General features: G+C 59.2%; 28 protein-coding genes. 10 read left to right on the top strand and 18 right to left on the bottom strand.

All coding sequences use genetic code 11. The features are described from left to right. Nucleotides 1-77 precede the first annotated feature (77 nt). From pfkA to EXY20_RS21660, 4 genes are read right to left on the bottom strand one after another with little or no spacing between them, the layout of a single operon-like run. Nucleotides 78-1,043: a 6-phosphofructokinase gene (gene pfkA / locus EXY20_RS21675; protein ID WP_135554200.1), complete on the bottom strand. Its 966-nt coding sequence runs from the start codon at nt 1,041-1,043 to the stop codon at nt 78-80. Nucleotides 1,044-1,100: 57 nt separating this feature from the next. After that, nucleotides 1,101-2,135, bottom strand: coding sequence for a tetraprenyl-beta-curcumene synthase family protein (locus tag EXY20_RS21670; protein ID WP_135554289.1), 1,035 nt, complete (start codon nt 2,133-2,135; stop codon nt 1,101-1,103). A gap of 37 nt (nt 2,136-2,172) precedes the next feature. Beyond that, on the bottom strand, nt 2,173-2,790 hold the full coding sequence (locus EXY20_RS21665; protein ID WP_135554199.1) for a hypothetical protein: 618 nt from the start codon (nt 2,788-2,790) through the stop codon (nt 2,173-2,175). Nucleotides 2,791-2,813: 23 nt separating this feature from the next. Beyond that, entirely contained in the window at nt 2,814-3,128 is a 315-nt protein-coding gene (locus EXY20_RS21660; protein ID WP_135554198.1) for a hypothetical protein, read from the bottom strand. A 238-nt stretch (nt 3,129-3,366) separates the two neighbouring features. Here EXY20_RS21660 and EXY20_RS21655 point away from each other — a divergent pair, with 238 nt between their 5' ends. Both EXY20_RS21655 and EXY20_RS21650 read left to right on the top strand, forming a co-directional pair. Next, complete coding sequence (locus EXY20_RS21655) at nt 3,367-4,722, top strand: multi antimicrobial extrusion protein MatE (protein WP_135554197.1); 1,356 nt, start codon at nt 3,367-3,369, stop codon at nt 4,720-4,722. A gap of 28 nt (nt 4,723-4,750) precedes the next feature. Beyond that, nucleotides 4,751-5,953 (top strand): MFS transporter, encoded by a 1,203-nt coding sequence (locus EXY20_RS21650; RefSeq protein WP_167859415.1) that lies wholly within the window; start codon nt 4,751-4,753, stop codon nt 5,951-5,953. Nucleotides 5,954-5,979: 26 nt separating this feature from the next. Here EXY20_RS21650 and EXY20_RS21645 read toward each other — a convergent pair whose 3' ends face one another. The 6 genes from EXY20_RS21645 to EXY20_RS21620 all read right to left on the bottom strand — a co-directional run bounded on the left by EXY20_RS21645 (nt 5,980) and on the right by EXY20_RS21620 (nt 8,550). Beyond that, nucleotides 5,980-6,720, bottom strand: a complete 741-nt coding sequence (locus EXY20_RS21645) for a response regulator transcription factor (RefSeq protein ID WP_207671316.1) — start codon at nt 6,718-6,720, stop codon at nt 5,980-5,982. Between the two features lie 95 nt (nt 6,721-6,815). Continuing rightward, nucleotides 6,816-7,247 (bottom strand): spore germination protein GerPE, encoded by a 432-nt coding sequence (locus tag EXY20_RS21640; protein WP_135554195.1) that lies wholly within the window; start codon nt 7,245-7,247, stop codon nt 6,816-6,818. Continuing rightward, nucleotides 7,244-7,429, bottom strand: a complete 186-nt coding sequence (locus EXY20_RS21635; protein WP_135554194.1) for a spore gernimation protein GerPD — start codon at nt 7,427-7,429, stop codon at nt 7,244-7,246. Before EXY20_RS21635 ends, EXY20_RS21640 begins: the two co-directional genes overlap by 4 nt. Continuing rightward, nucleotides 7,426-8,055, bottom strand: coding sequence for a spore germination protein GerPC (gene gerPC, locus EXY20_RS21630; RefSeq protein WP_135554193.1), 630 nt, complete (start codon nt 8,053-8,055; stop codon nt 7,426-7,428). Before gerPC ends, EXY20_RS21635 begins: the two co-directional genes overlap by 4 nt. A gap of 67 nt (nt 8,056-8,122) precedes the next feature. Further along, nucleotides 8,123-8,326 carry a spore germination protein GerPB gene (locus EXY20_RS21625; protein ID WP_135554192.1) on the bottom strand — a complete coding sequence of 68 codons (204 nt, stop codon included), beginning with the start codon at nt 8,324-8,326 and terminating at the stop codon, nt 8,123-8,125. Beyond that, nucleotides 8,323-8,550, bottom strand: coding sequence for a spore germination protein (locus EXY20_RS21620; RefSeq protein WP_135554191.1), 228 nt, complete (start codon nt 8,548-8,550; stop codon nt 8,323-8,325). The genes EXY20_RS21625 and EXY20_RS21620 overlap by 4 nt, the downstream gene beginning before the upstream one ends. 173 nt (nt 8,551-8,723) lie before the next feature. Between EXY20_RS21620 and EXY20_RS21615 the strand changes: the two genes are divergently transcribed. Then, complete coding sequence (locus tag EXY20_RS21615) at nt 8,724-9,191, top strand: hypothetical protein (protein WP_135554190.1); 468 nt, start codon at nt 8,724-8,726, stop codon at nt 9,189-9,191. Nucleotides 9,192-9,723: 532 nt separating this feature from the next. Here EXY20_RS21615 and EXY20_RS21610 read toward each other — a convergent pair. Together EXY20_RS21610 and EXY20_RS21605 are read right to left on the bottom strand one after the other, a co-directional pair. Then, entirely contained in the window at nt 9,724-9,921 is a 198-nt protein-coding gene (locus EXY20_RS21610; RefSeq protein ID WP_135554189.1) for a cold shock domain-containing protein, read from the bottom strand. Nucleotides 9,922-10,053: 132 nt separating this feature from the next. Further along, nucleotides 10,054-10,770 carry a class I SAM-dependent methyltransferase gene (locus EXY20_RS21605; protein ID WP_135554188.1) on the bottom strand — a complete coding sequence of 239 codons (717 nt, stop codon included), beginning with the start codon at nt 10,768-10,770 and terminating at the stop codon, nt 10,054-10,056. A gap of 301 nt (nt 10,771-11,071) precedes the next feature. Between EXY20_RS21605 and EXY20_RS21600 the strand changes: the two genes are divergently transcribed. The 3 genes from EXY20_RS21600 to pepF all read left to right on the top strand — a co-directional run bounded on the left by EXY20_RS21600 (nt 11,072) and on the right by pepF (nt 13,469). After that, nucleotides 11,072-11,263 (top strand): hypothetical protein, encoded by a 192-nt coding sequence (locus EXY20_RS21600; protein WP_135554287.1) that lies wholly within the window; start codon nt 11,072-11,074, stop codon nt 11,261-11,263. Between the two features lie 21 nt (nt 11,264-11,284). Then, nucleotides 11,285-11,461: a hypothetical protein gene (locus EXY20_RS39095; protein WP_167859414.1), complete on the top strand. Its 177-nt coding sequence runs from the start codon at nt 11,285-11,287 to the stop codon at nt 11,459-11,461. Nucleotides 11,462-11,675: 214 nt separating this feature from the next. Continuing rightward, complete coding sequence (gene pepF / locus EXY20_RS21595) at nt 11,676-13,469, top strand: oligoendopeptidase F (RefSeq protein WP_135554187.1); 1,794 nt, start codon at nt 11,676-11,678, stop codon at nt 13,467-13,469. 90 nt (nt 13,470-13,559) lie between these two features. Here the strand turns inward: pepF and EXY20_RS21590 are convergent, their stop codons facing one another. Then, entirely contained in the window at nt 13,560-14,234 is a 675-nt protein-coding gene (locus tag EXY20_RS21590; RefSeq protein WP_135554186.1) for a C40 family peptidase, read from the bottom strand. Nucleotides 14,235-14,486: 252 nt separating this feature from the next. On the opposite strand from EXY20_RS21590, the gene EXY20_RS21585 reads away from it, so the two are divergent. Next, nucleotides 14,487-17,000 carry a beta-propeller domain-containing protein gene (locus tag EXY20_RS21585; protein WP_135554185.1) on the top strand — a complete coding sequence of 838 codons (2,514 nt, stop codon included), beginning with the start codon at nt 14,487-14,489 and terminating at the stop codon, nt 16,998-17,000. 73 nt (nt 17,001-17,073) lie between these two features. Here EXY20_RS21585 and EXY20_RS21580 read toward each other — a convergent pair whose 3' ends face one another. After that, on the bottom strand, nt 17,074-17,907 hold the full coding sequence (locus tag EXY20_RS21580) for a DUF92 domain-containing protein (RefSeq protein ID WP_135554184.1): 834 nt from the start codon (nt 17,905-17,907) through the stop codon (nt 17,074-17,076). A gap of 113 nt (nt 17,908-18,020) precedes the next feature. Between EXY20_RS21580 and EXY20_RS21575 the strand changes: the two genes are divergently transcribed. After that, on the top strand, nt 18,021-19,202 hold the full coding sequence (locus EXY20_RS21575; protein ID WP_135554183.1) for an HD domain-containing phosphohydrolase: 1,182 nt from the start codon (nt 18,021-18,023) through the stop codon (nt 19,200-19,202). Between the two features lie 72 nt (nt 19,203-19,274). Here EXY20_RS21575 and EXY20_RS21570 read toward each other — a convergent pair whose 3' ends face one another. Both EXY20_RS21570 and EXY20_RS21565 read right to left on the bottom strand, forming a co-directional pair. After that, nucleotides 19,275-19,907, bottom strand: coding sequence for a fumarylacetoacetate hydrolase family protein (locus tag EXY20_RS21570; RefSeq protein ID WP_135554182.1), 633 nt, complete (start codon nt 19,905-19,907; stop codon nt 19,275-19,277). Between the two features lie 22 nt (nt 19,908-19,929). Then, a complete protein-coding gene (locus tag EXY20_RS21565; RefSeq protein WP_135554181.1) occupies nt 19,930-21,231 on the bottom strand; it encodes a CapA family protein in 1,302 nt (433 codons plus the stop codon). 188 nt (nt 21,232-21,419) lie between these two features. Between EXY20_RS21565 and EXY20_RS21560 the strand changes: the two genes are divergently transcribed. Next, the gene (locus EXY20_RS21560; RefSeq protein ID WP_135554180.1) at nt 21,420-22,118 is read left to right on the top strand and encodes a TerC family protein; all 699 of its coding nucleotides are present in this window, start codon (nt 21,420-21,422) and stop codon (nt 22,116-22,118) included. 108 nt (nt 22,119-22,226) lie between these two features. Here the strand turns inward: EXY20_RS21560 and EXY20_RS21555 are convergent, their stop codons facing one another. Both EXY20_RS21555 and EXY20_RS21550 read right to left on the bottom strand, forming a co-directional pair. Continuing rightward, the gene (locus tag EXY20_RS21555) at nt 22,227-23,183 is read right to left on the bottom strand and encodes an ABC transporter permease (RefSeq protein WP_135554179.1); all 957 of its coding nucleotides are present in this window, start codon (nt 23,181-23,183) and stop codon (nt 22,227-22,229) included. Beyond that, a complete protein-coding gene (locus EXY20_RS21550; protein WP_135554178.1) occupies nt 23,176-24,102 on the bottom strand; it encodes an ABC transporter ATP-binding protein in 927 nt (308 codons plus the stop codon). The genes EXY20_RS21555 and EXY20_RS21550 overlap by 8 nt, the downstream gene beginning before the upstream one ends. A 239-nt stretch (nt 24,103-24,341) precedes the next feature. Here EXY20_RS21550 and EXY20_RS21545 point away from each other — a divergent pair, with 239 nt between their 5' ends. After that, nucleotides 24,342-25,175 carry an SPL family radical SAM protein gene (locus tag EXY20_RS21545; RefSeq protein WP_135554177.1) on the top strand — a complete coding sequence of 278 codons (834 nt, stop codon included), beginning with the start codon at nt 24,342-24,344 and terminating at the stop codon, nt 25,173-25,175. Nucleotides 25,176-25,273 lie beyond the last annotated feature (98 nt).

The raw sequence follows: 25,273 nt of genomic DNA, 5'->3' as shown, positions 1-25,273 counted from the left end.
CCACTTAATATACATAGTAGTATATAAAGTGTGAAATGGCAACGGGATTAGGCCGCAACGGCTGCGGCCCCTTCGGCTTACTGCGAGAGCCGCAGCGCCAGCTCGTACATCTCCTGGTTGAACACTTTTTTGGTGTGGACGACGGTATCAATATCGGTCGCCACCAGTTGGCCGTGAATGACGCCGCACGCCTTGCCCGACTCGCCGGCAATCAGCTGGCGCACGGCAAAGTCGCCCAGCCGGCTCGCCAGAATCCGGTCATTGTGCGTCGGCGTGCCGCCGCGCTGAATGTGGCCGAGCACCGTAACGCGCGGCTCGATGCCGACAAGCTCGGTAATGCGCGCCGAGACGTCTTCGCCTTTGCCTACGCCTTCGGCAACGATGATAATGCTGTGCCGTTTGCCGTGCTCGAAATTTTGTTTCATTCGATGCGCCACATCGTCGACGTTGACGTTCATTTCCGGCACAAGAATCGCTTCCGCACCGCTCGCAAGTCCCGCATAAAGCGCAATATCGCCGCAGTGGCGGCCCATTACCTCAACGACCGATGCCCGCTCGTGCGACGACATCGTGTCGCGCAGCTTGTTGATCGCATCGACGACGATGCTGACCGCCGTATCGAAGCCGATGGTAAAGTCGGTGAACGGAATATCGTTGTCGATCGTGCCCGGCAAGCCCATCGTGCGGATGCCCAGCTTGCCGAGCTTGTTCGCGCCCTGGTACGAACCGTCGCCGCCGATGACGACGAGCCCGTCGATGCCGCGCCGGCGCAAGTTGTCGGCCGCCAGCTGCTGGCCTTCCGGCGTCGTCATTTCCTTGCAGCGCGCCGTTTGCAGAATGGTGCCGCCGCGCTGAATAATGTCGCCCACGCTGCGCAAGTCCATCGGCCGGATGTCGTCGTGGATGAGCCCGTAATAGCCGCGCTGCACGCCGTAAACTTCCAGCCCGTTAAACAGCGCGCTACGCACGACGGAACGCACCGCCGCGTTCATGCCTTGCGAATCGCCTCCGCTGGTCAATACCGCAATCGATTTGATCGTCATAAACTCCCTGCTCCCTTATGGTAATGGTGAAACTGCCAAAGAAACGTCGCTCCGCAATCAGCTGCGTCCGGTCAACCGCCGAATCCAATAGCTGTTCGCCCAAAAAAACAGGCGCGTCATCGGACTGCCTTTCATCAGCAGCCGGGATACGCTGCGCACTTCGCGCTGGGAACGCACTTTCGGATCGGATAAATAAAGCGCCAGCAGCCCTTCGATAATCATCCGGTGAAACGCCGGCGTCTTCAGCTGCGCCACTTGCTCGCGTGCCTTCTTCACGATGTCGGCAATGCGGGCGACAGCCGTTTCCGTGCTTTCGTAGTAGCTGCAGAAGTTCAGGTCGCCGCCGATGCGGTCCTCCTCCTGGTCGATCAAATAATCGAGCAGAATGTGCAGCCCGCATACGTACGGAAAATAAGACTCGCGAATGGCGGCCGTCCGCTCCCGGGTCAAGCCGGGTTCGGCCGCGGCAAGAAACAGCGCAAACACGCCGAGCGTCGAGCCCGTCGCCGCCGCGAACTCGTTCCAGCGCAGCGACGAATAGCCGCTTTCGTTCGCCGACCACCAGCGGGCCAGTTCATCCTCGCGCTTGTCGGGGCGGATGTGCTTGTACACCTGCAGGTCGCAGTAAAGCGAAACGAGCCAGGACACATCCTCTTTCACCGCGTCGTACGAAGGCAGCAAACCGACGCACGACTGGCACGTCTTGACAAGCGCTGCCAAATAGCCGCCATCCTCTTGCTCCGCACGGTGGGCGTAGTAGTCGCCGAGCGGCCGCTGCGGGTGGACGGCATCCAGCATCGATTGATGCAGCGCGCGAAAATCGGCGGGATCAAGCGATGTGCTGCGATCGCATAAATTGTCCAAATAGTCGCTTATCGTCTGGAACGCGACGATGAGCGGAATGAGCACGTGCCGCTTCGGCAAATTGGCGGCGGCGTATACGGCCCCGCCTTCGCAATGAAACCGCTTGTCCGTCATGCTGGCGATCGCTTGCCGGCGCAGCTCCTCGTCCGGCATCGTCTCCGCGAAGCGGCGCCAGGCGGCGAGTTGTTCGCTCACCTCCGGCAGCACGTAGCGGTACACGCGGCTCATCAAGGAGAGCGGCTGCTTCGGCACGAGATTCTTGGTGTCAGTCGAGTGATTCAAATAACGTACCTCCGCAGCATGCCATGCAGCAGGCGTTCAGCAGCAGCTTGCATTCCAGCGCCTGCAAGCGCCTGAGCAGCGCGCCGGTTTCGGCGCTGCCGCCGCGGTCGACCTGCGTGCGGACCAAGTCGACGAAGTCGTACGGCTGCCAGCTCCCGCCCTGCACAAGCCGCCCGAAATCCGCAGCGCCGATCCGGCTGCGCCCGTTCGGCTCCGGCACAACGCTTCCGCGGATGACGGCAGCCGCCTCCCGCTGCAGCTGCTCGTACACCGGATGATCGCCTACGCGGCGAAACCAGTATTTGGCGTTGTCGAAATCGCCTTCCATCCGGTGCATGATGCCGTGCCAGAAGCTTCCGGTCCGGTCGTGCAAATCTTGCGAAATGGCGTGCGAAGCGTCAAGGCTGCCATTCCACAAATAAAGGCCGGATTTGACGGCCAGCGCGTCCGTCCGGCTCCCGTGCGCCGTCGCCGTCATTGCCGCCGGCTCGAGCGCCGCAATCCGCGCGTCGGCCGTCGTTATGCGCACTGCTGTCGGCGCCAGCTCCGGCGTTTCCGAAAGCAGCTCGCGCAGCCAAACGGCGGTCGTCCAATGTTCCATGCGTTATCCCACCCTTGCCTTTGTTACATGTGCATGCGCACGCCGTAATCCTGCTGCGTGCGGTACCAGATGTGCAAGTCGTTGATGATGCTTGCTTGTTCGGCAATTTCCCACGTCAAACGGCAGCTGGCGGCAAAATCGTCCTCCCGGTCGAGCTGCGCCTGCTTGGCGATGATGATCGCTTCCAGTTGCATGATCCGATCGGGAATGGCGCCGCGAATATGCTCCCATCGCTCCAGAATGGCCGAACGGTCGGCTTCGCCGTACTGCTCCCAGTCGCGGTCAAGCTCGGGAATATGGATGCCCAGTCTCTCGTCGTATATGAATTCCGCCCTCACACGGCATCTCCCTTCCGCGAGCGGTCGCCCATCCAGAGCTTCATGCTGTTGTTTGCCGTAACGATGGAAGCTTTCGTTCCACGAATGATGGCTTCATTCTACTTTATCACGTTGCCGCCTATCATGCCAGTCGACCGAATCATGCGCTCCCGGCTCATTTTCATCCTCGGCTCCGGACAATTTGTGCTATACTAGTGCAATCGTATTCGTCCAGGCAGATGAAGCAAGGAGCGCGGTTATGTCGATTCAAGCCTCACTAAGCGCACACAAAGCGCAACCGGAACGCGCCGTCCGGATGCGCCAGCTGTTCGTTTTTTTCGTTCCGCTCGGTTTGTCGGCCACACTTGTGACCGTTTCCCATCTTATCATCAACAGTACGCTGGCCCGTTCCGCACAGCCGGAACTGGTGATCTCCACCTATGCGCTGGCCATGAGCCTGCAGGGCATAACGGAACGCCCGGCGACGCTGCTGCGGCAAACATGTTCGGCGCTTGTGCGCGATCGCGTTTCGTTCCGCGCGATGAGCAGCATTGCCGTCTATGTGTTCATGAGCATCGTGGCGATCGGCTTGCTGCTGAGCTATACGCCGCTCGGCCCGCTATGGTTCGCCCACGTGCTCGGCGCGCCGAAGGAGAACGTGCCGATGGTGATGGACGCGTACCGGATCCTGATTTTTGTCGGCTTGTTCTCCGGCATTCGCTGCCTCTACCACGGCATTATTATTTATAACAAACGGACCGCCTGGCTGACGGCCGGCATGGGCATCCGGCTGGTCGGCATGTATGCGGTGGCGCAGTTTTTTCTGCAGACGGACCGGGTGACGAGCGGCAGCGTGGGCGCCGTCATCTTCCTCACCGGCATGATCATCGAAGCGATCGTGAGCTTCTTGGAAGGCAACTCGCTGTCGAAGAAGCTGCCGGAGAAGCTCGAAGACCATCCGGTCACGCGGAAGCGGCACGTCTTCGGCTTCTACAAGCCGCTCCTGTATTCGTCGGTCATCGCCGTGTTCGCCGGCCCTGCCATCAATTCCGCGCTTGGCAAAACGAGCGACATCCAGCTCGCCATCGCTTCGTTTGCCATCGCGTCCAATTTGACGCAGCTGGTCATCAGCTTTTTTTCATACCTGCATCAGATCGTCATCAACTTCTACAAGGCCGACCGCGCCGTCGTGCTGCGCTTCATCCTGGTGCTCGGCTTCATACCGTCGCTTCTGATCGGTATTATCGCCTATACGCCCGTCGGCCCCTTGTTCATGGAGCATGTCATGGGCGTCAACGAACGGCTCATGCATGCCAGCATTCATGCCATGCGGGTGCTGATGCTGCTTACGCTCGTTTTCCCCTGGCTCGACTTCTGCAACGGCATTCTGATGCTGCGCGGCGAAACGCGGGTGATGATGTGGTCGCAAACGGCGAACGTTACCGTCACCTTAATTACGCTGATCGCCTGCATCACGGCGTCTCCGGGCTGGAACGGCGTTATCGGGGCGCTCGCGCAGTCGCTCGGGCTGTGCGCCGAGCTGGCGCTCGTGCTTGTCGTGCTGCGGCTGACGGCGCAGCAGCCGATGCGGCCGGCCGGTCAGGCCGGTCGTTAAATCAACCAGAATGGCGGAAGGTGTTGGCATGGCATTCGAACAACCCGCGGAAGCGACAGCGCCGCAAACGAACCAAGGCCGTACGCGCAGCGGCGCGCTGCGGTCGTTTACGTTTTCGATCTATTTTTCGCTGGCTGTGCTTACTTCGTTTTTCCCCGGCTATTTCGACTCGCTGGGTTTTACGAAGCTGCAGATCGGCGTGTTGTTTTCGGTCGGGCCCGGCATCGGCATCGCCGCCAACCTGATATGGGCGATCGTCAGCGACAAGTGGCAAACGCTCAAAAAAACGATTATCGCCGTCCTGATCGGTCAATTCGTGCTGATGGCGCTGCTGCTGCAGACGGACTCGTTTCCGCTGGCGCTGGCGCTGATGGCGGTGTTTTACTTTTTCCAGACGCCGATGAGCGGCTTGAACGACAGCCAACTGCTGCTGGCTACCAAAGCAAGCGGCCAAAACTACGCCTCGTACCGGCTGATGGGATCGCTCGGCTTCGCGCTTTCGGCGCTTGTGGTCGGCTTGCTGCTGGAGCGATTCGGCATCGGGCTCATTCCGATTGTGATCCTCGTTGCCCTCGGCTGTTCGCTGGCGCTGGCGTTCCTGCTTGCCGAACGGCAGGGCAGCCTGAAGAAGGTGTCGTTTTCCGGTCTCGGCAATGTACTGCTGGCGCGCAAGGCGCTCATGTTCCTGCTGCTCGTGTTTGGCATCGCCACGGCCAGCCGGGCGAACGACGGCTTCCTGTCGCTGCACCTTGCCCAGCTTGGCGCAGATCCGTCAATCATCGGCTACACGTGGACCGTGTCGGCCATTTGCGAAATTCCCGTGTTCCTGCTGCTGGCCAAATACGGCAACCGATACCACGAGCTGCCGCTGCTTGCTGCGGCGACGCTGATGTATACGCTGCGCTTCGGGCTGATGGGCTTCGTAAACGATCCGGCCTGGATCGTCGCCGTACAAATGCTGAACAGCTTGTCGTTCGGCATCTTCTTTTTTACAGCGCTGCGCTATATGCAGCAGTTGGTGCCGGATCGATTCCGCGCCACCGGCCAGGCGGTATTCGCCATCGCCTGGAGCGGCTTGCCGGGGCTGATCGGGGGCATTGTCGGGGGACGAGTCTTCGACGAGTGGGGCGGGCATGTGCTTTACCGCTGTTCGGCTACTATCGCCGCGGTTGTGTGCGTGGTGTTCGTGTGGAAGGCTATCGCCAATTACGGGCGCAAGCACGAAGGGTGAACCGCCAGACGGGTTGGAATCCCGGTTCAGGTAGGGGTGTGCCGGCTGGAAAACTTGTAGCCGAACCCGCGAACATTGTGGATCCAGCGCGGTTTGACCGGATTCGGTTCGATTTTTTTGCGGATGTTGCTCAAATGCACCATAACGGTGCGCAAATCGCCGTTGCTTTCCGCGCCCCAAACCTTTGTATACAAATCTTCCAATGTGAAAATGTGATCCGGATTTTGCGCCAAAAAAATAAGCAGCTGCATCTCTTTGGCCGAAAACGTAATATTTTCGCCGCCGATTGTCACTTCGTAATTGCCGACGTCGATCGCCAGGTTGCCGAACGTCAGCTTGGCCGCTTCGCGTACGGCGGCCGTCTCGTCGACTCGCGACCGGCGATAAATCGGCGCCCGCCGCAGCAGCGCCGCAAGGCGGGCCAGCAGCACCGCCGGTTCGAACGGCACCGGGACGAAGTCGTCGGCGCCCAGCTCGAAGCAGCGAACGACCGTCTCCGGATCGACGCCTTCGCCGAACATCACGATCGGCACATTCGAATACGACCGCAGCCGCTCGCAAACGCCAAGGCCGTCCGGCAGCATCAAGCCGCTGTCCAGCAGCACCAGTTCGGGCAAAACCTCTTCGTACAGCCGCAGCGCTTCCTGGCCGTTCGCAGCAAGCGCCAGCTGAAAGCGGTGCTTGTCCAGATGCGGCGCTATCGCGTCGCGAACGGCGGAACCGGATTCCGCCAGCAAGATCGTCGTGCCCTGATTGCGTTCGTTCAATGCTCCGTTACCCCCGCTCACGCATGCTTACTGCTCCCATTATAGCAAGAGGTCCCGTCGTTGGTAAGCGAATGTTTCTTGACAACCGCCTGCCCCTAACCGCCCGGCAACGGCCGCCGCACAAACGCGACTTCGCGGATTTGTTTCGTTCGCGATTCGGCATCGATCGCGATCGAATGCCCGATCTGGAATACGGTCGATGCCGAAATTCCGATCACATCGACGAACCCGATCCGCGGCGTCGCCTCATAAGCGACGCTCATGGCGGCCGGCGTCACTTCCGGCGGCTTCGGCAGCGGCCGGCTAAACAGCGAATAGTCGGCGAAATCGTACTCTTTGCCTTCCAGCAGCGGAACCGTCCGCTTCACCGCAATTGCCTTCGAGCGCAGCTCCGTAACCGCATTGTCGCCGATCAGCGCCGTGGAGCCCGAATCGATGCTGATGATTTTGACGCAGCCGACCGCGACGTCCCGCTCGAATCCGGGCGGATCTCCCGCCGCGACGATGTTTCGCCCGGATTCCGTCATACCGTTTCTCCCGTCGGCGCAAACGGCACCAGCGGTCCGGTCAGCGACTCCGGCGGCGTGTCGGAAATCGACGACAACTGAACGATATGAACATCCCCGATCAAAAAAACAGACGAACTTGCGACGCCAATCACTTTGATCGCGCCGACGCACACTTCCTTGTTTACCACGTTCAAAATCATGCTTCATCCTCCCCGGAGTTTTCGTTCGTTTCCGCCGCCTTCGCCTCTTTAAAGTGATTGGCCAGTGCGGTTTCGATATCGCGTTTGACTTTGGCGACTATCCCCGCTACGGTATCGGGCGAACGGCCTTCTTTTTTTTCGATGCCAAATTGCTTGTAGTAATGATCGATCCGTTCGTCGACCTGCTTGCGGATATCGTCCATCACCAGCTTGCGGTACTCTGCGCCGAACGTACGCTTCAGCTGCCCGGTGAGCCGGTCGATGTGCTGCGGCAGCTCCGTGTCGATGTACTGCCCGATTTGCCGGTTTGCTTCCGCAACAGCCGGGTCTGCCGCCGCCGTCTCGCCCGCATTCGCTCGCGATTCGCCGTTCACCGCCAAATCCTCGATATTGCCCGTCCCCGGCGCCATGCCGATGGTCAGCGTTCCTTCCAGCTTCTCGACTTTCAACTGGTCGAACGAATACTCGATTTTGTCGATGCGCGTTTTTGGCTGATCCTTCAGCGCCTGCACGTCGCGTTCGATGCCGCGAAGCAGCTGCTCGAGCTCGAGCAGCTTGTTGTTTTGCCAGCATAAATGAACGTTCAACTGCTCGACGAATCGGATCCACGCACTGTCCGCCGTCATGGTGCCGCACCCCCTTGCCTTATCCTATGTCCGGCTTCCGCGCGTTCATGCCAGCGGCGGCCTTGGGCTAGGAAGTCGCCGGCAGCGGCACGACGAACGGCGATATTTTCTGGCCTACCTCCCCCTTGCCCTCCGGGAAGGCGCCGGAATTGTAGCTGTTGGCGAGCGAGCTGATCGTGCCGGCCGTACCGATAATCAGCACCGAGGCATCGGATACCGAATCGACGCGGAACTGGCCGATGGCGATGCTCTGATGTACCGTGATGGTCACGCTTCGTTCTCCCCTTTGGCGGCGCTGTCGATCTGGTCGGGATCGTTCGTGTTCGTGCTGCTGATCAAATTGTTCGTATTCGGCAAGTCGCCCGTATTGAACGAACCGGAGCCGGCATACGATTTGGACGTGCTGATCGGGTTGATGATGAGACAATCGCCGAGGATGACGACGGAGCTGGAGCTGACGCTGACGATTTTGATATTGCCTACTATGGAAGGCATCGCGAACACCCTTTACCGCATTGTCATTACGATAGTGTATGACGGCCGCGCCCAGATGTTCTTCACAATCGCCGGCGGCAAACACTTCGCGGATGCCTTGCATATAGTGAGGCATAACGGCGTGTAGGATACGGGCGGAATGGACTTGCGCCGGCTTGTACGGAGGTGAGCGGATGATGGCGAGATGGGGAGAGCAAGGTCCGGGGGAATTCGATTGGAAATCGTTCGAAACGAATTTGCGCCGCGATATGGCCGCAATGCAAGCCGGTATCGATCGGCTGCCGGGAGGCGATTGGGTGCAATCGCTGGTGCGCGGCGCCGTCAAACGGACGATGGCGACCGTTTCCGATCTAGGCGATGAATCTGGAGAGAAGCTGCATAAAGAGATGTTCGAAACATCGCGGTACATCATCGTCAAATGGAAGCTGCCCAAGCAAACGAAGCGCGAGGAAATCCGGCTGTTTCTGGCCGCAGACGTGGTGAGGCTGGAGCTGCCCGGCCGCAAGCCCGAGCGGATGAAGCTGCCGGCGTTAGTCGATGCGAGCCGCAGCCGGGCGGAAATCGTCGGCGACCAGTTGGAGCTTTTCCTTTTCAAGCAGAAAAAAAAGCGCAAGGAGAGGGAATTGTTCATTACGTATTGACGCGGCACGGGGGCCGCTCGCTGTGTAAGGCTGGGCTCAGCCTTATTTCGTCCGCCGCTTGCCATTGGGCGGCTACAAGGCTGATTTCAGCCTTCTTTCGCCGACTGAGCCCAACACGACGCGGACGCTCCTCTCCTGCAACAAAACCACTCTTCGTTATTGCTCTGACAGGGGCCTAAGTGCAATTTTGCGCTTAAAAATCTCTGAAACGAGCATATGCGCTTGCTTAAGTGTAAAAATGCATTAAACTCTCCAAATCCAGACCATATTTGTGAATTCCCTTACGCGTTTATTGCATAAATACATTTAAACATGCGGAAGGAACGAAAATGCGGCTATTTAAGCGCATTTTTGCATTAAGAGGTTGGGGCGACTCGGCACGGTGCGTGGTGACTGGCGACACGACGCTACTACTGCATCCGCCGATGCGGCAGGATCAATCTCCCCGCAAAAAAATAGAAACGGGACGAATCCGGCTTGCGCCGTTCTCGTCCCGCAGTCTTACATTCGTGTTTATCAATGAATCGAAAGATTACAGTTTGGTAACATTGGCAGCTTGTGGACCGCGGTTGCCTTGCGTCACGTCGAATTCCACTTCTTGACCTTCTTCAAGCGTTTTAAAGCCTTCTCCTTGAATGGCAGAGTAGTGAACGAATACGTCTTCTCCGTTCTCCACACGAATGAAGCCGTAGCCTTTCTCTGCGTTGAACCATTTGACATTACCTTTCAAGTAGACAACCTCCCATTGACTTTCGATCGAAAGCCTTCATCGTAAGCGTCATCAAGGTGACGAGTAACAACATAATACCACTATTCATTTATGCGAATCAAGACTTAAACGTGCCGAAACGCAACAAACGTTTTATTTTTCGCCGAACGGGCGAATCGCCAGCAGCTCGGACGAGCCGGGAATGAACGGCAGCCGGGAAGCCGGCAGCCGCACGTCCGCTCCCGAGCCGCGAACGAATGCCAACAGCTCATCCATGCCGGCATAAGGCATCCAGCGCAAGCTGCGAAGCGGATACACCCGCACTTCGCCGCCGGGCTTGCATACGCGCATCAACTCGGCCAACGCTGCACGGTGAAAGGCATCGTCGAACTGGTCGGCATACAGGAACAGGAAGTGGCTGCATGTCACCATCGCGAACGTGCCGTCCGCAAACGGCAAGTGCGGCAGCGACGCCGGAACGTACGCCGCTCTCGCGTCCGGCGACCGGTAATCGTCGCAGAACAGCCGCAGCGACTGTCTCCGGTTCGCCTCGTGCCGCTCCAGGCTGCCGTAATAGCTCCAGTCGAACCGCTCGCGGATCGCCGCAAGCTTCGCCGTCGAAACGGCAATTTCCTCCGTGCCGTACGCTTCGATGTCGGCCGCCGCCATCGCATACAACGGGTCGGCCGCAAACGCCGCCACTCCCCGCTGCCGCGCCGTCGCCACGAACGACGACGCGCCGCCGGCCACGTCCAGCAGCGGTCCCTGCAAATCCGCTTCGTCCAGCGCAAACATGGCGACATACTCTTCAAACGACCGGCACGTCATGGCGACGCCGGTTTGCTCATAACCCTTCTCCTTGTAATCCATCGCTCCGCTCTCCTCTTCTCTTCTGTACTCGGCTCATCTCGTCTCCTCTTTCGTCGGCGCCGCTTGCGCGCCTTTCGAAAGATTATCGTCATCGTAGGGCATATTCGGGCGGAACGCAATCCTTATTTTAGAAAACGCGCCCGACCGAACGCCGCCGGCCCCGATTCGCTTTGATAACGATGGCAAATCATGCTAAAGTTAAGCGTATAGCTTGACCGATTTTCACGAAACGAGGGATCGGCTGTTGAAAAACAATTCAAACATCAAAACCTACCAAATCTACAAAAAAGACAAGTGGAATATGCTTTCCGTCGAAGTGAACGGCAAGTCGCTCATCGTCCGCGAAATTTCCGACCAATGGGGCGAAGAATGCCATACGTTCCTCAGCCGGCCGGAAATGATGCACTGGGTCGAACGCCGCTTCCCGCCCGGCGACTTCGTCGGCAAAGAAGACGAACGCGAATCGCTGCTGACGGCGTTCCGCGACATTTGACGGAAGGGGCTGCAGCTCGCCATGGTCGACTCCGCCTCGATCCTTACGTTTCTGATCGTCTCGTTTTCGCTCGCGCTCGTGCTCATCATGAAGCGCGACACGATTCCGCCGCAGATGAAGCGGTATTTGGCGCTCATCGCCATCGTTATGGTAGGCGTTTCGTTCTTCCTGATCGTCTACAGCTTTCTGCGCGTTTAAGCGCACAGCTTCCCGTAATGCTCACATAATGCACCCGCCACCCGCTTATAATAAAGGGAAAAATGGCGGCCTGTGGCGTCGCCGGCTTGGAGTGAAGCGGGTGCGACTGATTTGTTTGGCAACGGCGGCAGCGCTGCTTGTATGCGCGCTGCCCGTCCACGCGGCACGTCCCGCCGATCAGGCGGCAATACCGAAACAGACGAGGAGGCCCCCCATGAGTCAAGTGATCAAACGCAGCGATGTAAAACCGGAAAACAAATGGAATCTGGAAGACATTTATGCCAGCCAGGCCGATTGGGACCGCGATTATGCAGCGGTCAAGGAGAAGCTCAAATCGGTTGCCTCTTACCAGGGCAAGCTGCACGACGCAGCCGCGCTGAAGGCATGTTTTGCACTGGAGGACAACATTTCGGAAATGACCGAAAAGCTGTACGTATACGCCAATATGAAGCATCATGAGGATACGGCGGAACCGGCCTACCAGGCGCTGTCGGAAAAGTCGAAAAAGCTCAGCGTCGAAACCGGCGAAGCGACATCGTTCATCACGCCGGAGATACTAAGCCTGTCCGATGAGCAGCTTGCGGCGCTGGTGGCCGATCCGTCCCTCAGCTTCTACAAGCGTACGCTGCAGGAAACGATCCGCGAGAAAGCCCATGTCCTCTCCAAACAGGAGGAAGCGCTGCTCGCCCAGGTCGGCAATATTGCGCAAGCGCCGAGTACGATCTTCGGCATGCTTAACAACGCGGACATGAAGTTTCCGAAGGTGAAGAACGAAAACGGCGAAGAAATCGAACTGACGCACGGGCGATACATCCAGTTCCTCGAATCGAAAAACCGCGACGTGCGCAAAGCCGCCTTCGAAGCGATGTACGCTACATACAGCAAGCAAAAAAATACGATCGGCGCCACGCTGAACGCGAACATTACGAAAAACGTGTTCTACGCCCACGCCCGCAAGTATCCGTCCGTGCTGGAGATGTCGCTGTTCGGAGACAACATTTCGCCGGAAGTGTACACGAACCTGATCGATACGATCCATGAGTCGCTGCCGCTGCTGCACCGCTACTTCAAGCTGCGCAAGAAGCTGCTCAAAGTCGACGAGCTGCACATGTACGACTTGTTCGCGCCGCTGGTCGACGAGTTCAAGATGGACATCACGTACGACGAAGCGAAGGCGAAAGTGGCGGAAAGCTTGAAGCCGCTGGGCCAGAACTATTTGAACATCCTGCAGGAAGGCTTCGACAAAGGCTGGATCGACATTTACGAAAACGAAGGCAAACGCAGCGGCGCCTACAGCTGGGGCGCTTACGGCACTCATCCGTATGTGCTGCTCAACCACAAGGACAATCTGAACAGCATGTTTACGCTCGCGCACGAAATGGGCCACGCAATCCATTCGTACTTGTCCGACAGCACCCAGGAGTACCGGTATGCGCAGTATACGATTTTCCTTGCGGAAGTGGCGTCGACGCTGAACGAAGCGCTGCTCATGCACAACCTGCTGGGCAACACGACCGATCCCAAGGAGAAAATGTACCTGCTCACTTATTACGCCGACCAGTTCCGCACGACCGTGTTCCGCCAGACGATGTTCGCCGAATTCGAGAAAATTACGCACGAGAAGGCCGAACAAGGCGAATCACTGACGCCGCAAGAGCTGAGCGCGATTTACTACGAGCTGAACAAGAAGTATCACGGCGAAGACATGGTCGTCGACAAGGACATCGAAATGGAATGGGCGCGCATCCCCCATTTCTACAACAGCTTCTACGTGTACAAATACGCGACGGGCTTCTCCGCCGCGACAAGCTTCGCCAAACAAATTATCGACGAAGGCCAGCCGGCCGTCGATCGTTACCTCGGCTTCCTGAAGAGCGGCGGCAGCGACTATTCGATTGAAATATTGAAGCGCGCCGGCGTCGACATGTCGTCGCCCGAACCGATCAAACAAGCGATGAGCGTGTTCAAGGAACTGATCGAGCAGATGGAGCAGCTGGCCGGCGCATAAGCGGGAGCCGAAGCGCTCGGTCGGAACTAACGAAAGGGCTCGCGCCGCAGCGGTTAGACGCTGACGGGCGAGCCCTTCTTTGCGAGCCGATCAATAATAACGTTTGGCGCCGATGTAGCGCGAGCCCCAATAGCCGGAGTCGATCGGATTGATCGCAATGCCTTTCGAGCCGGTAGCCGAAATAAACTTGTTGTTGCCGACGTAAAAACCGACATGCGACACTTTGCCTTTCGTGCTCGTGCTGAAGAACACGAGGTCTCCCGGCATCAGCTTCGACTTGCTGACGGACGCGCCTTTTTTGTACATGTCCGCCGCGCTTGTGCGCGAGATGTCGACGCCGAATTTATTGAACATGTAATAGACGAAGCCCGAGCAGTCAAAGCCGGTTTTCGGCGACTCGGCGCCCCATACGTATTTTACCCCTTTGTACTTGTTCGCATCCGCAAGCAGCTTCTTCTTCAGGATGGCGTGGGCGATGGCCGTTTGCGTCGTGCCGGTCGCCTCCCCGCTTGCCGTCAAACCGTAAGCCCGCTGAAACGCGGCTACCGCGGATTCGGTAATGGAGCCGAAGTTGCCGGTTGCTTTGGAGTAGTTGAAAAACCCTAGTGTCATCAAATCGTTCTGTAATTTGGTTACGCTCGAGCCGTTGTCTCCTTGCGACAGCGTGGCGGTTGCGGCGTAAGCGCTGCCGGCAGGCAAAGCAAACGGAATCGCAGAAGCGAATACGAACGAAGCGACGGTCAGTGCGATCATCTTTTTCTTCATTTGGACTCTCCTCCTTGGAATGTGCCTCTCGACTGTGCCCATTGTAGCCGCATCCAAAAGCCTCATTCAATAGCAAATTCCTTCCAAAGTCTGTGATCGCTTGGGAATCATGGGCTCGCCGGTGCCCGGCCATATTTTTCCGCCATGTCGAAAAGCGGGTCTTTGCGCCTGCAACCAAACGCCGGGCAAGTTCGTCTGAAGGGCAAGATTGGAAATATCCGTTCCATTTCCTGCATACAAGGAGGGTTTAGCATGATGAAAAAGAAGTTTGCCGCACTGACCGTCGCGCTCGCGCTGACGGTGATGCCCGCCGTATCCGGCATCTCGACCGCGGCCGGCACCGAAGCCGATTACGCCATCGTCATCGACGGCGCCCAAGTCGCCTTCGATCCGCCGCCGCGCCTGTCGGGCGACACGATGATGGTGCCGCTCCGCAGCATTGCGGACGTGCTCGGCATTACGCTCGACTGGTCGGACTCGGCCCGCACGATCTCCGCCGTCAAAGGCGACACGAGCGTCACTCTGACAATCGGCAGCACGGCCGCCGAACGCAACGGGCAGCCGATGCGGCTGGCCGCCGCGCCGGCGATCAGCCACGACAAGACATTGGTGCCGCTGCGGTTTTTCGCCCAGACGTTCGGCATGATCGTCGCCTGGGACGGCATCAACCAAACGGTGACGCTCGATTCGGAAAGCGGCGCGCTGCCGACCGTCGGCAGTTATGCCCAATTGAAAGAACTGCTGCAAGAAATGCCGGATGGATATGCACTGACCGGGGTCATGGTCAAGTCGGCTGACGGCTTCATCAACCAGGCCGGGGCAGAAATGCCGATGCCCGCTCCGCAAGCAAGCGCCGCCGGATCCGCCGCCAAAGAATCCGGCGCAGCGCCGGCGGACCACTCGGAAACAAACGTGCAAGTGCAAGGCGTCGATGAAGGCGATATCGTCAAAACGGACGGGACGTACATTTATCAAGTGAACGGACAGCGGATCGTCATCGCCCAAGCTTATCCGGCCAGCGAAATGAAGCTGGTCGCCACGCTGCCTTTCGCCGATCGTTCCTTTCAGCCGCAGGAGTTGTACATTGACGACAACCGGCTGATCGTCATCGGCATGTCTTACAGCCAAATCGGCATCGCCGTTCCGGAAGGCGGACCGGCCGTAGACGTTGCCCCCGGCATCATGGAAAAACGGCTGATTGCGCCGTATCCGTCCGGCATGCAGACGACGAAAGCGATCGTCTATGACACAAGCGATAAAGCGGCGGTCAAACAAGTGCGCGAAGTTGAGCTGCAAGGCAATTATTTGACCAGCCGCAAAATCGGTTCGAGCTTGTATTTGCTGGCGAACCAGTATGTCAACGTATACGCCGTGCTGAACGAAAAGGCGGAAACGCCGGCGCCGATGGTCAAGGATTCGGCTGCAGGCAGCGACTTTCAGTCGATCGGTTATGACCAGGTGCGTTATTTCCCGCACGCGGCGCGGCCGAACTATTTGCTAGTCGCCGGCATCGATCTCGGACAGCCGGACAGCCAGGCGCAAGTGAACGCCTATCTTGGCGCGGGCGACAATGTATACGCGTCGACGGACAACTTATACGTGACGCTGACGCAATACCCGGCTTATGACGTGGTGCCAATGCCGGCCATTTCGGTGCTCCCGGCACCTGCGTCGGCCCCTGCGTCAATGCCGTCCTCGGCTCCGGCGACTGCTGCGGGGCAGGCAAGCGGCAGCGCCGCCTCGCAGGAAATACCCGCCGCGCCGCCGGTCAACCCGCCGGAAGCGCCGCCGATCCAGGAAGAAGCGTCCAGCACCGTGTACAAGTTCAGGCTGGACGGCGGCCGCACCGCTTATGCCGGCAGCGGCAGCGTGCCGGGAACGGTGCTCAATCAATTTTCGATGGATGAATACGGCGGTTACTTCCGCATCGCCACCACAAGCGGCAATGGCTGGTCGGGCCAAACCGAACGGAATAATATGTACGTGCTGGACGAAGCGCTTCATGTCACCGGCAAAATCGAAGGCATCGCCCCGGGCGAAAAAATATATTCGGTTCGTTTCATGGGCAAACGCGGCTATATGGTGACGTTCAAAAAAGTCGATCCGCTGTTCGCCATCGACTTGTCCGACCCGCAGCAGCCGGCCATTCTCGGCCAGTTGAAAATTCCCGGCTACAGCGATTATTTGCACCCGTTCGACGAAACGCACCTGATCGGCTTCGGCAAAGACGCGATCGAAGTCGCGAACGAATGGGCGAAGCCCGCACCAGGCAGCACGACGCCGGCGACAACCGCTTATTACCAAGGCATGAAACTCGCGCTGTTCGATGTCACCGACGTCACCAAACCGGTTCAGCTGTACCAGGAACTGATCGGCGACCGCGGCACCGATTCCGAGGTGCTGCACAACCATAAGGCGCTGCTGTTCGATCAAGCGAAAGGGCTGCTTGCCTTCCCGGTGACGCTGATGAAGGTGCCGGCCAATCAGCAGCAGCAGTCCGGCGGTTTCCCGGCCTACGGCCAATTCGCCTACCAGGGAGCTTATGTATACGACTTGAGCCTGGAGCACGGCTTCAAGCTTGAAGGCACGATCACGCACATGAGCACGGACGATATCGCAAAAGCCGGCACCTACGGCTATGATATGAACCGCTACGTGCAGCGCGTCCTGTATATCGGCGATACGCTGTACACGCTGTCGAACGGCGAAATTCGCGCGAACGACATGGCGACGCTGGCGCAAACCGGAAGCGTCCGCATCCCGTAACGGCGCGGCGCGCCGAAAGAAGCCCCTGCCAAACGATCGAACTCGTTGGGCAGGGGCTGTTTTGCCCGCGCCACTACAGCGCCAACGCCAGCAGCGCCGCCGTGCCGGCGCCAATCAGCGTCGCCAGCGCGTTGACGGCGTCGTTGCCGAGCCAGCGCCAGCCGCGGGCGTAGTCGGTCGGCTCGCCGCAATGGCGGGCCGCTTCGACTTCGCGGCCGCAGACGCGGCAGCGCTGCATGCGCTGGCGCCAAGCGCCAAGCAGCGAGTCGGCGAATGCGCCGCACAGGCCGCCGGCAAGGCCGAGCAGCGCCAGCGCGGCCAGCGACGCCGGCGCTTCCGCGGCGACGCTGGCGCCAAGCTGCTGCGGCCACAGCGCGAGCAGCGCCCACGCGGCGACGCCGACGAACAAGCCGCCGCAAGCGGCTGCGGCCGTACCGGCCGCCGTGACGCCCCCGCTCGTGCCGGGGGCGACTTGCCGCCCCGACAGGACCGAGCGCGGCGGCCGGGCGCTCAAGCCGCCAAGCTCCGTCGCCCACGTGTCGGCGTTCGCCGCCGCGAGCGCGCCTACGAAGGCGGCCCACCAGAGCGGATGCGGCCCCAGCGCATGGGCCGCGCACAGCAGCACCGCCGCGCCTCCGTTGGCGGCGACTTGCCCGGCGTCGCGCCGGCCGCTCTTGGCGTAGCCGGATTCCGCTTCGGCACGGCGGTGCTTCTTCCACACCGACAGCGCCGTGGAAGAAACGAAAAACGCGAGCAGCGTGCCGAACCAGGCCGTGCTCCCCAATCCGACGAGCGCCGTGCCGACGACAACGGCGGCCGCAACGCCCGAAGCGGACAACGAACGCCGGCGATACGCCAGCCAGGCGATCAAACCGCTGCAGATTGCCCCCGCGATCCATCCGAGCATCGGCCATCTCCCCCTTTTCGACAAAAAAATCGCCGTTTGGCTCAATTTCATGCAGGAACCTGAACAGGTACTGCGGAACTATAACAATGAAGGCATACCCGGGAGGAATCCGCATGGTATATCACGACGAATATACGATCGAGCAGAAGATCAAGGAAGATCCGACACCTGAAGAAATGCTCCGCATCATATTCGATTATACGGCCAAAATCGCCAACGAACGGCATCTCGACAATGTGCTGATGCTGATGGCCAACATGGGCCGCGAAATGATCGTGTCCGACCGCTGCAGCGTGTGGCTCGTCGACAAAATCCGCAAAGAACTGTACACGACCGTCGCGCACGGCGTCAGCGGCATCCGGATTCCGCTGGCGGCGGGATTGGTCGGCCACTCGATTGCGATGGGCGAACCGATTTTCATTGACGATGCCTACTCGAACGAACCGTACCGGGAAGTGCTCGATAACGGAGCGCTGGCGACCGACCGCAAAACCGGCTACCGTTCGAAAGCGCTCATGGTCGTGCCGTTCCGCAACAACGACGGCGACATTATCGGCGCTTACCAGGCCGTCAACAAAATGACCGTTTCGGAAACGTTCTCCCAGAAGGACCTGGAATACTTGACCTTGGCCGCCTCCTATGCCGGCAAGTCGCTCGAATCGGTGCAGCTGCATCACGAAATCGAAGAGACGCAGAAGGAAATCATCTTTACGATGGGTGAAATCGGCGAAAGCCGCTCCAAGGAAACCGGCAACCATGTGAAGCGGGTCGCCGAATATTCCTATTTGCTCGCCAAAGGGCTGGGCATGGGCCAGGAGGAATGCGACCTGATCAAAATGGCGTCGCCGATGCACGACATCGGCAAAGTCGCCATCCCCGACAGCGTGCTGAAAAAGCCGGGCAAGCTGACCGAAGAAGAATTCGACATCATGAAGGCGCATACCGATATCGGGTACGGCCTGCTCAAAAACTCGACCCGGCGCATCCTGAAAACGGCGGCGATCCTCGCCTACGAGCATCACGAGAAATGGAACGGCAAAGGATATCCGCGCGGCCTGAAGGGCGAAGAAATCCACATCTACGGCCGCATCACGGCCATCGCCGACGTGTTCGACGCGCTGGCCAGCGACCGCGTCTACAAAAAAGCGTGGGAACTCGACCGCATTCTCAATCTCTTCATTGAAGAGCGAGGGCACCACTTCGATCCGCGGGTCGTCGACACTTTCATGGAGCAACTGCCCAAAATTTTAAAAATACGCGACGACTACCAGGACATCATCGAAGATCACGGTTGATGACGGCGGCAATCCATATCTACATAGGAACATCCCGCCGGCCTCGGTTTCGAGGCGGCGGGATGTTCGGTTTTATACGAGCGCGAACCGGCAGGAACCCGCCTCTTCGCCGTCCCACAGCAGCTCGAACCGATCGCCGTCCGCAACCGCGCCGACGCCGGCCGGCGTGCCGGTGAAAATCAGATCGCCTTCGCCGAGGCCGTAATGCATGGCGCAATAGTCGACGATCGTCTGCAGATCGAAGATCATCATGCCCGTCGTGCCGCGCTGCACCTCTTCCCCATTGCGCTTCAGCGCAAACGACGTGTCCCGGATCGCCGCAGCGCCCGGGAACGGACGGAACGGGCCGAGCGGCGCGGAGCCGCGGAAGCCTTTGGCGGCGAGCCACGGCTGCCCTTTCTTCTTCAGCGTGTCCTGCACCTCGCGCAGCGTCATGTCGAGGCCGAGCGCAAAGCGGTCGACCAGTTCGTCGACGGTCAACCCTTCGCGATAATCGCGGCCGACATGCAGTACGACTTCGGCTTCGTAGTGGATCGCGCCGTGACCGGCAGGAAGCGTGATCGCGCTGCCGTCCATCGCTGCCGCGGCGTGCGACGGCTTCATGAACAGCATCGGCGCTTCCGGCACCGCATTGCCCAGCTCGGCGGCATGCTCGCGGTAGTTGCGCCCGACACAATAAATATTGCGTATCGCTCTCGTCGTCATTGTTCCTCTCCCCGCTTCTTCTTCATTTCGGGCTCGATTTCGGGCTCGGCGAAGTCGCTTTTGCCTTCGTTGCTACCCGCCCCTGCTCGTCCACGGCCGCGCCGAACGAAATGCCGGACAGCCGATTGAACAGCTTCTTGCCGTCCGCTTCGTTCATGACGACCGGCTTCGCCCACTGGGTAAAGATCGGCACCGCGTTCAAACTGCAGGAGCGTTCCTTCGTGCAGGACGCTTGCAGCACGACCGTCTCCAGTGTATCTTTTACCTCATTCGTCGTAAAAATAAAGTTGCCCAGGCTGTAAGCGATCCACTTGCCTTTGTACGACTCGAACCCTTGCAGCACGTGCGGGTGGTGGCCGATGACAAGATCGGCTCCGGCGTCGATGAACCGGTGCGCCAGGTCGGTCTGGTACGGCTCCGGCTTGCTGTTGCGCTCGACGCCCCAGTGGGCCGATACGACGACAAGATCGGCGTCCTTGCGCGCCGCTTCGATCGCCGCCACTGCCGGCACGTAGCTGTACGTGTCCGCAACGCCGGGATGGTTGATTCCGGCTTTCCACGACTGCTCCGGCACCACGCGGCTGAAGCCGAGGAAGGCGATGCGGATGCCGTTTTTCTCGACGATAACGGGGCTGAACGCTTCTTTCGCGTCGCGGCCGGCGCCGATCCGTTTGATCCCGGCTTTGTCGAGCGCGTCGAACGTGTCCAGCAGCCCTTCTGTGCCCATGTCGATCGAATGGTTGTTCGCCAGGTTCACGATGTCGAAACCGGCGTCTACGAATGCCGGAAGCGCTTCCGGCGGCGACTTGTACACGTACTCTTTGGATTGCGCCGTGCCGCGCTTCGTGATCGGCGTCTCCAGGTTGGCGATCGTCAGATCCGGGCTCTGCAGCAGCGGCAGCACGTCTTTATACGGGTAATCGTACCCGTTCTTCTGCAGCAGCGTCTCGACGGTGCTCGCCATGATGACATCGCCGACGAACGCCATCTTCACCTGCGCCCCCGCCGGCGTGGCGCTCCCGACTGCCGGCGTCGACGATGGGGTCGCCGTTGGCGTCGGCGACGCGCTTGCACTCGCGGACGGCGACGGCGCCACGCTCTTCTGCGGCGTAGCCGTTGCGCTCGCCTTCGGCACGGAAACAGCAGGCGTTGCCGTGTTCGCCGGCTTGCCCGAAGGCGATTCGCCGCGTTCGTGCAGCAGCTTCCAGCCGCCGAAGCCGGCAGCCGCCAAACCGACCAGCAGCACAATCGGCAGCAGCTTGATGCGGCGCCGTTTGCGCCTTCTTCTCGAAGCGGACCTTGTAACGGATCGCTGTTCGTCCATTCGAATCTCCTTCGCCAAGCGTTCTCAATCTCCCAAACTCTTCTCGTATTATAGCACGGGTGGAAACGTTTTTCAGCGTCTCCCTTATACGATGGCGGCTTGCTTCATCGGCCGCGAGGAAACCAAAGCTCCCCTCGTCCGTATGTAGAACAAACGCGTTCATACAGATCATAAAGGAGTGGAAGTGGATGGAGTGGTTGACCGGCGATTTTTTGGCCGCGCTATTGTCAATCGTATTAATCGATTTGATGCTGGCGGGGGACAACGCGATTGTGATCGGCATGGCGGCGCGCAATTTGCCCAAGGAGAAGCAACGATCGGCTATCCTGTGGGGAACGGTAGGCGCCGTCGTCATTCGTACGATCGCTACGGTGATCGTGGTCTGGCTGCTGAAGATTCCGGCCGTGCTGCTGATCGGCGGCGCCGTGCTGATCTGGATCGCTTATAAATTGCTTGTGGAGAAGAAGGATCATGACATCCCCGCACAAAGCCAGCTTCGCCAGGCGATTCAAACGATCGTCGTCGCCGACTTCGTGATGGGGCTCGACAACGTCATCGCCGTAGCGGGTGCGGCGCACGGCAGCTTCCTGCTTGTGGTGATCGGGCTCATCATTTCCGTGCCGATCATGCTGTGGTGCAGCACGCTCTTCATCAAGATCGTCGACAAGTTCCCTTGGATCATCTACATCGGCTCCGCCCTGCTGGCCTTTACCGCGGGCAAGATGGTGGCGGACGACCCGCTCGTCAAACACTGGTTTGAAGCGAACGGCTTCTTCAAATGGGCGCTGATCGTGATCGTTGTCGCCGCTGTCATGTCATTCGGCCATTGGCGCAAAACGATGATCGAACGAAAGCTGCAGCTCAGCGGCCATACGGCCGGCAAATAAGCCCCGCAAAGCGGGACAAGCGAAACGGCCTGCGCACCGCGGCCTCCTGACAGGAGGCGCGGCGCGCAGGCCGTTGTTGTGCTGCCGCCCGGGCGTCAGCCGGGAAAGTTACCCGGCTACGTCGCGTTTGGCGAACAGCGTCCACGAAATCACGTTGAACACGACGAAGTAAATCGCCAGCATCGTTATCGAAAAACCCATCGTCATGTCGTCCCGCAGCGGAATCGCTCCGCCCAGGTACTGCGACAAATCCATATTGGCGAACAGCACGTACTTGACCCACGCGTACCGGCTGAGCGCTCCCACAATGATGGAGCCGGCCAGCAGCAGGCCGATCGAGAAGCCTACCGCCATAATGCCGCTGCGGAAGGCAGCCGAAATCATGAACGCGAACGTCACCATCATCAGCAGGCTGACGCATTGCAAGCCATATGTTTTGAGCACGCTCGCAATCATGTTGCGCTCATGCGCGAATCCGTCCGAGCCGACGTAAACGTCGGGCTGCGACAAATTGCCGAAGCCGTGCAGAATGCCGCCTAGAATGAGCGCCGCAACGAACAGCATCACCAGCATGAGCAGCGAATAAAGCAGCGTCGCCGCATATTTGGTCAACAATATTTTCGACCGGCTGGCCGGACGGATCAGCAGCAGCTTGATCGTTCCCCACGTGAACTCGCCCGCCACCATGTCGCCGGCGATGATGATCGTGAAGATGGAAATGATCATGATCATATTGGCGGCTTCGCTCGCCGTCGTCCACGGGCTCTTCTCCTGCGGATTCAGGTTATGTTCGATCCGATACTTGTCGATGGCGATCTGGTGTTTGAAATAAGTGATCGTTTTTTCGTCCATATTTTTCTGATTGGCGACCATTTGTTCGTTCTGGGAGATTCGCGACTGCAGCTGGCTTTTCCAATCGTCGTTGCTTCGTTTGCTCGATTCCGCGTTGTCGATGATGAAGTACGCCAGCATCAGCGCGAGCAGCAGCCCCGCCATGATCCAGGTGCGCAGCCTCCGGTAGATCTTCATGTTCTCATTCTGCAAGAGCGGAAAAAAATTAGACAATTTGCTCCCTCCCCGTCATTTCCAAGAACTTGTCCTCAAGCGACATGCCGACGGTGCGAATGCCGTACACCTTGACGCCGGCTTGCACGAGCGCCGCTACGACCTGCGGAATTTGCTCCCGCTCCAGCAGCACTTCCAGCTCGCTGTCGCCCGATGGCGTCGCCGCGGCGGAAGAATAATCCGACGCCACACGCACGGCCTCCTGCACGTTGTCCACTTCCAGCGCCACTTTGTTCGCGCCGCTCTCCTCGCGCATCTCCTGCATTTTGCGTACGTCGATCAGCTTGCCGGCCTGAATGATGGCGACACGATCGCACATCAATTCCATTTCGGACAGCAGATGGCTCGAAACGATGACGGCGATGCCTTCGCTCCGCGCCAGCCCGCGCAAGTAGTCGCGCAGCTCGCGGATGCCCGCCGGGTCGAGCCCGTTCGTCGGTTCGTCGAGGATCAGCACGGACGGACGGTGAAGAATCGCCTGCGCCACGCCGAGCCGCTGCCGCATGCCAAGCGAATAGCGTTTCACTTTTTCGTGGATGCGGTTTTTCAGCCCGACCAGCGCAACGACTTCGTCGATCCGCTGCCGGGTAACGCCGGGGTGCATGCGCGCGAAGTGGATCAGGTTCTGGTAACCGGTCAGAAACTTGTACATTTCCGGATTTTCGACGATGGCGCCAACGTGGGTCATCGCCTTTTCGAACTCTTTGGCCACGCTCAAGCCGTTTACATATACTTCGCCTTCTGTCATCGTGATGAGACCGACGATCATGCGGATCGTCGTCGTTTTGCCTGCGCCGTTCGGTCCGAGGAAGCCGAATACTTCCCCTTTCGGCACGTCGAACGTCAGATGGTCGACGATCGTTTTGCCGCCGATTTTTTTGGTCAAATTGCGGATTTGCACTACCGTATTTGCCGACATGCGATACCTCCCATTTTTCCATCGGTCCAAGCCATTTCCAACGGTTTCATTATAGCTTACTTTTCTTGCCAACGGAATGCTGGCGTGAATTGCCCTGCCGTCATTCAGTATAGTCAAAGGAGACCGCTCCCATCAATCGACTTCGGTCGGTCCGGCAACTGGACTTTGGTCGGGCACGCAGGCTATAATGGAAAATACGGAAACAAACGTTCGGATAGGATAGAAACGGAGGAGCGGTCATGAACGATTCGCGCGTTTCGGTCGGTTCGAAGCCGGCAAGGCGGCTGCTCAATCCGGCTGGCGGTTTTCTCGAAGGCTATTCGCATACGCTGAACCCGTATGTCGGATGCGCGTTCGCGTGCTCTTATTGCTACGTGAGGGAGATGCCCGTCGCCAAATTCCGCGCGGCGCCCTGGGGAAGCTGGGTCGATGCGAAAGAGGGAGCGGCGGGCTTGCTGCGCAAGGAGCTCAAGCTGGCCAAGCGTAAAGGCCCCGTAACGATCTTCATGTCCTCGGCTACCGATCCTTATCAACCGCTGGAGTATAGCGCTCGACTCACCCGCTCGCTGCTGGAAGTCATGACCGAGGAGCCGCCGGACTTCGTCTTCGTGCAAACGCGAAGCCCGCTCGTCGCGCGCGACATCGACTTGCTGCGCCTGCTTGCGGCGGAAGGGCGCGTTCGCGTCAGCGTGACGGTCGAAACGGATCTCGAGGAGATTCGCCGCGCGTTCGCTCCGGCAGCGCCGCCGATTGCGGGACGGATTCGCGCTCTTCGCGAGCTGCGTGAGGCCGGCGTGCCGACGCAGGCGGCCGTTGCGCCGCTCTTGCCAAGCTCGGAACGGCTGCCGGCGATGCTGGCGGAAGTCACAGGCCGCGTCTGCATCGACGACTATTTTATGGGCGACGGGAGCGGAGGCAAACGCACCGAACGTCTGCAAATCAAGCGCCTCTATGAACAGCTCGGGCAAGCGGAATGGTACGACCGGCAGATGGCCGACCGGCTGCTCGCGGCATTCGCCGAAGTGTTCCCGCGCGAGCGGCTGTTCGTCAGCCGCGACGGGTTTATGCCGTGACTCCGAAAGTAGATGCGGGGGACAGGGATAGGGATTGCGACGGCGAACGCCCATGCGGCACGGATTTCGCCGAGATTCGCATAAGTCAGGTTGGCACA

This window comes from Paenibacillus cymbidii (assembly GCF_004764705.1).
In the GTDB taxonomy this organism is placed as follows: domain Bacteria; phylum Bacillota; class Bacilli; order Paenibacillales; family NBRC-103111; genus Paenibacillus_AN; species Paenibacillus_AN cymbidii.
This window is presented reverse-complemented; position numbering and strand designations above follow the sequence as displayed.

Bases quoted from the DNA above. Each gene is read 5' to 3' on its own strand.
- pfkA (WP_135554200.1), bottom strand. From the start codon at position 1,043: ATGACGATCAAATCGATTGCGGTATTGACCAGCGGAGGCGATTCGCAA.
- EXY20_RS21670 (WP_135554289.1), bottom strand. From the start codon at position 2,135: ATGAGCCGCGTGTACCGCTACGTGCTGCCGGAGGTGAGCGAACAACTC.
- EXY20_RS21665 (WP_135554199.1), bottom strand. From the start codon at position 2,790: ATGGAACATTGGACGACCGCCGTTTGGCTGCGCGAGCTGCTTTCGGAA.
- EXY20_RS21655 (WP_135554197.1), top strand. From the start codon at position 3,367: ATGTCGATTCAAGCCTCACTAAGCGCACACAAAGCGCAACCGGAACGC.
- EXY20_RS21650 (WP_167859415.1), top strand. From the start codon at position 4,751: ATGGCATTCGAACAACCCGCGGAAGCGACAGCGCCGCAAACGAACCAA.
- EXY20_RS21640 (WP_135554195.1), bottom strand. From the start codon at position 7,247: ATGACGGAATCCGGGCGAAACATCGTCGCGGCGGGAGATCCGCCCGGA.
- EXY20_RS21635 (WP_135554194.1), bottom strand. From the start codon at position 7,429: ATGATTTTGAACGTGGTAAACAAGGAAGTGTGCGTCGGCGCGATCAAA.
- gerPC (WP_135554193.1), bottom strand. From the start codon at position 8,055: ATGACGGCGGACAGTGCGTGGATCCGATTCGTCGAGCAGTTGAACGTT.
- EXY20_RS21620 (WP_135554191.1), bottom strand. From the start codon at position 8,550: ATGCCTTCCATAGTAGGCAATATCAAAATCGTCAGCGTCAGCTCCAGC.
- EXY20_RS21615 (WP_135554190.1), top strand. From the start codon at position 8,724: ATGATGGCGAGATGGGGAGAGCAAGGTCCGGGGGAATTCGATTGGAAA.
- EXY20_RS21605 (WP_135554188.1), bottom strand. From the start codon at position 10,770: ATGGATTACAAGGAGAAGGGTTATGAGCAAACCGGCGTCGCCATGACG.
- EXY20_RS21600 (WP_135554287.1), top strand. From the start codon at position 11,072: ATGCTTTCCGTCGAAGTGAACGGCAAGTCGCTCATCGTCCGCGAAATT.
- EXY20_RS39095 (WP_167859414.1), top strand. From the start codon at position 11,285: ATGGTCGACTCCGCCTCGATCCTTACGTTTCTGATCGTCTCGTTTTCG.
- pepF (WP_135554187.1), top strand. From the start codon at position 11,676: ATGAGTCAAGTGATCAAACGCAGCGATGTAAAACCGGAAAACAAATGG.
- EXY20_RS21590 (WP_135554186.1), bottom strand. From the start codon at position 14,234: ATGAAGAAAAAGATGATCGCACTGACCGTCGCTTCGTTCGTATTCGCT.
- EXY20_RS21585 (WP_135554185.1), top strand. From the start codon at position 14,487: ATGATGAAAAAGAAGTTTGCCGCACTGACCGTCGCGCTCGCGCTGACG.
- EXY20_RS21580 (WP_135554184.1), bottom strand. From the start codon at position 17,907: ATGCTCGGATGGATCGCGGGGGCAATCTGCAGCGGTTTGATCGCCTGG.
- EXY20_RS21575 (WP_135554183.1), top strand. From the start codon at position 18,021: ATGGTATATCACGACGAATATACGATCGAGCAGAAGATCAAGGAAGAT.
- EXY20_RS21570 (WP_135554182.1), bottom strand. From the start codon at position 19,907: ATGACGACGAGAGCGATACGCAATATTTATTGTGTCGGGCGCAACTAC.
- EXY20_RS21565 (WP_135554181.1), bottom strand. From the start codon at position 21,231: ATGGACGAACAGCGATCCGTTACAAGGTCCGCTTCGAGAAGAAGGCGC.
- EXY20_RS21560 (WP_135554180.1), top strand. From the start codon at position 21,420: ATGGAGTGGTTGACCGGCGATTTTTTGGCCGCGCTATTGTCAATCGTA.
- EXY20_RS21550 (WP_135554178.1), bottom strand. From the start codon at position 24,102: ATGTCGGCAAATACGGTAGTGCAAATCCGCAATTTGACCAAAAAAATC.
- EXY20_RS21545 (WP_135554177.1), top strand. From the start codon at position 24,342: ATGAACGATTCGCGCGTTTCGGTCGGTTCGAAGCCGGCAAGGCGGCTG.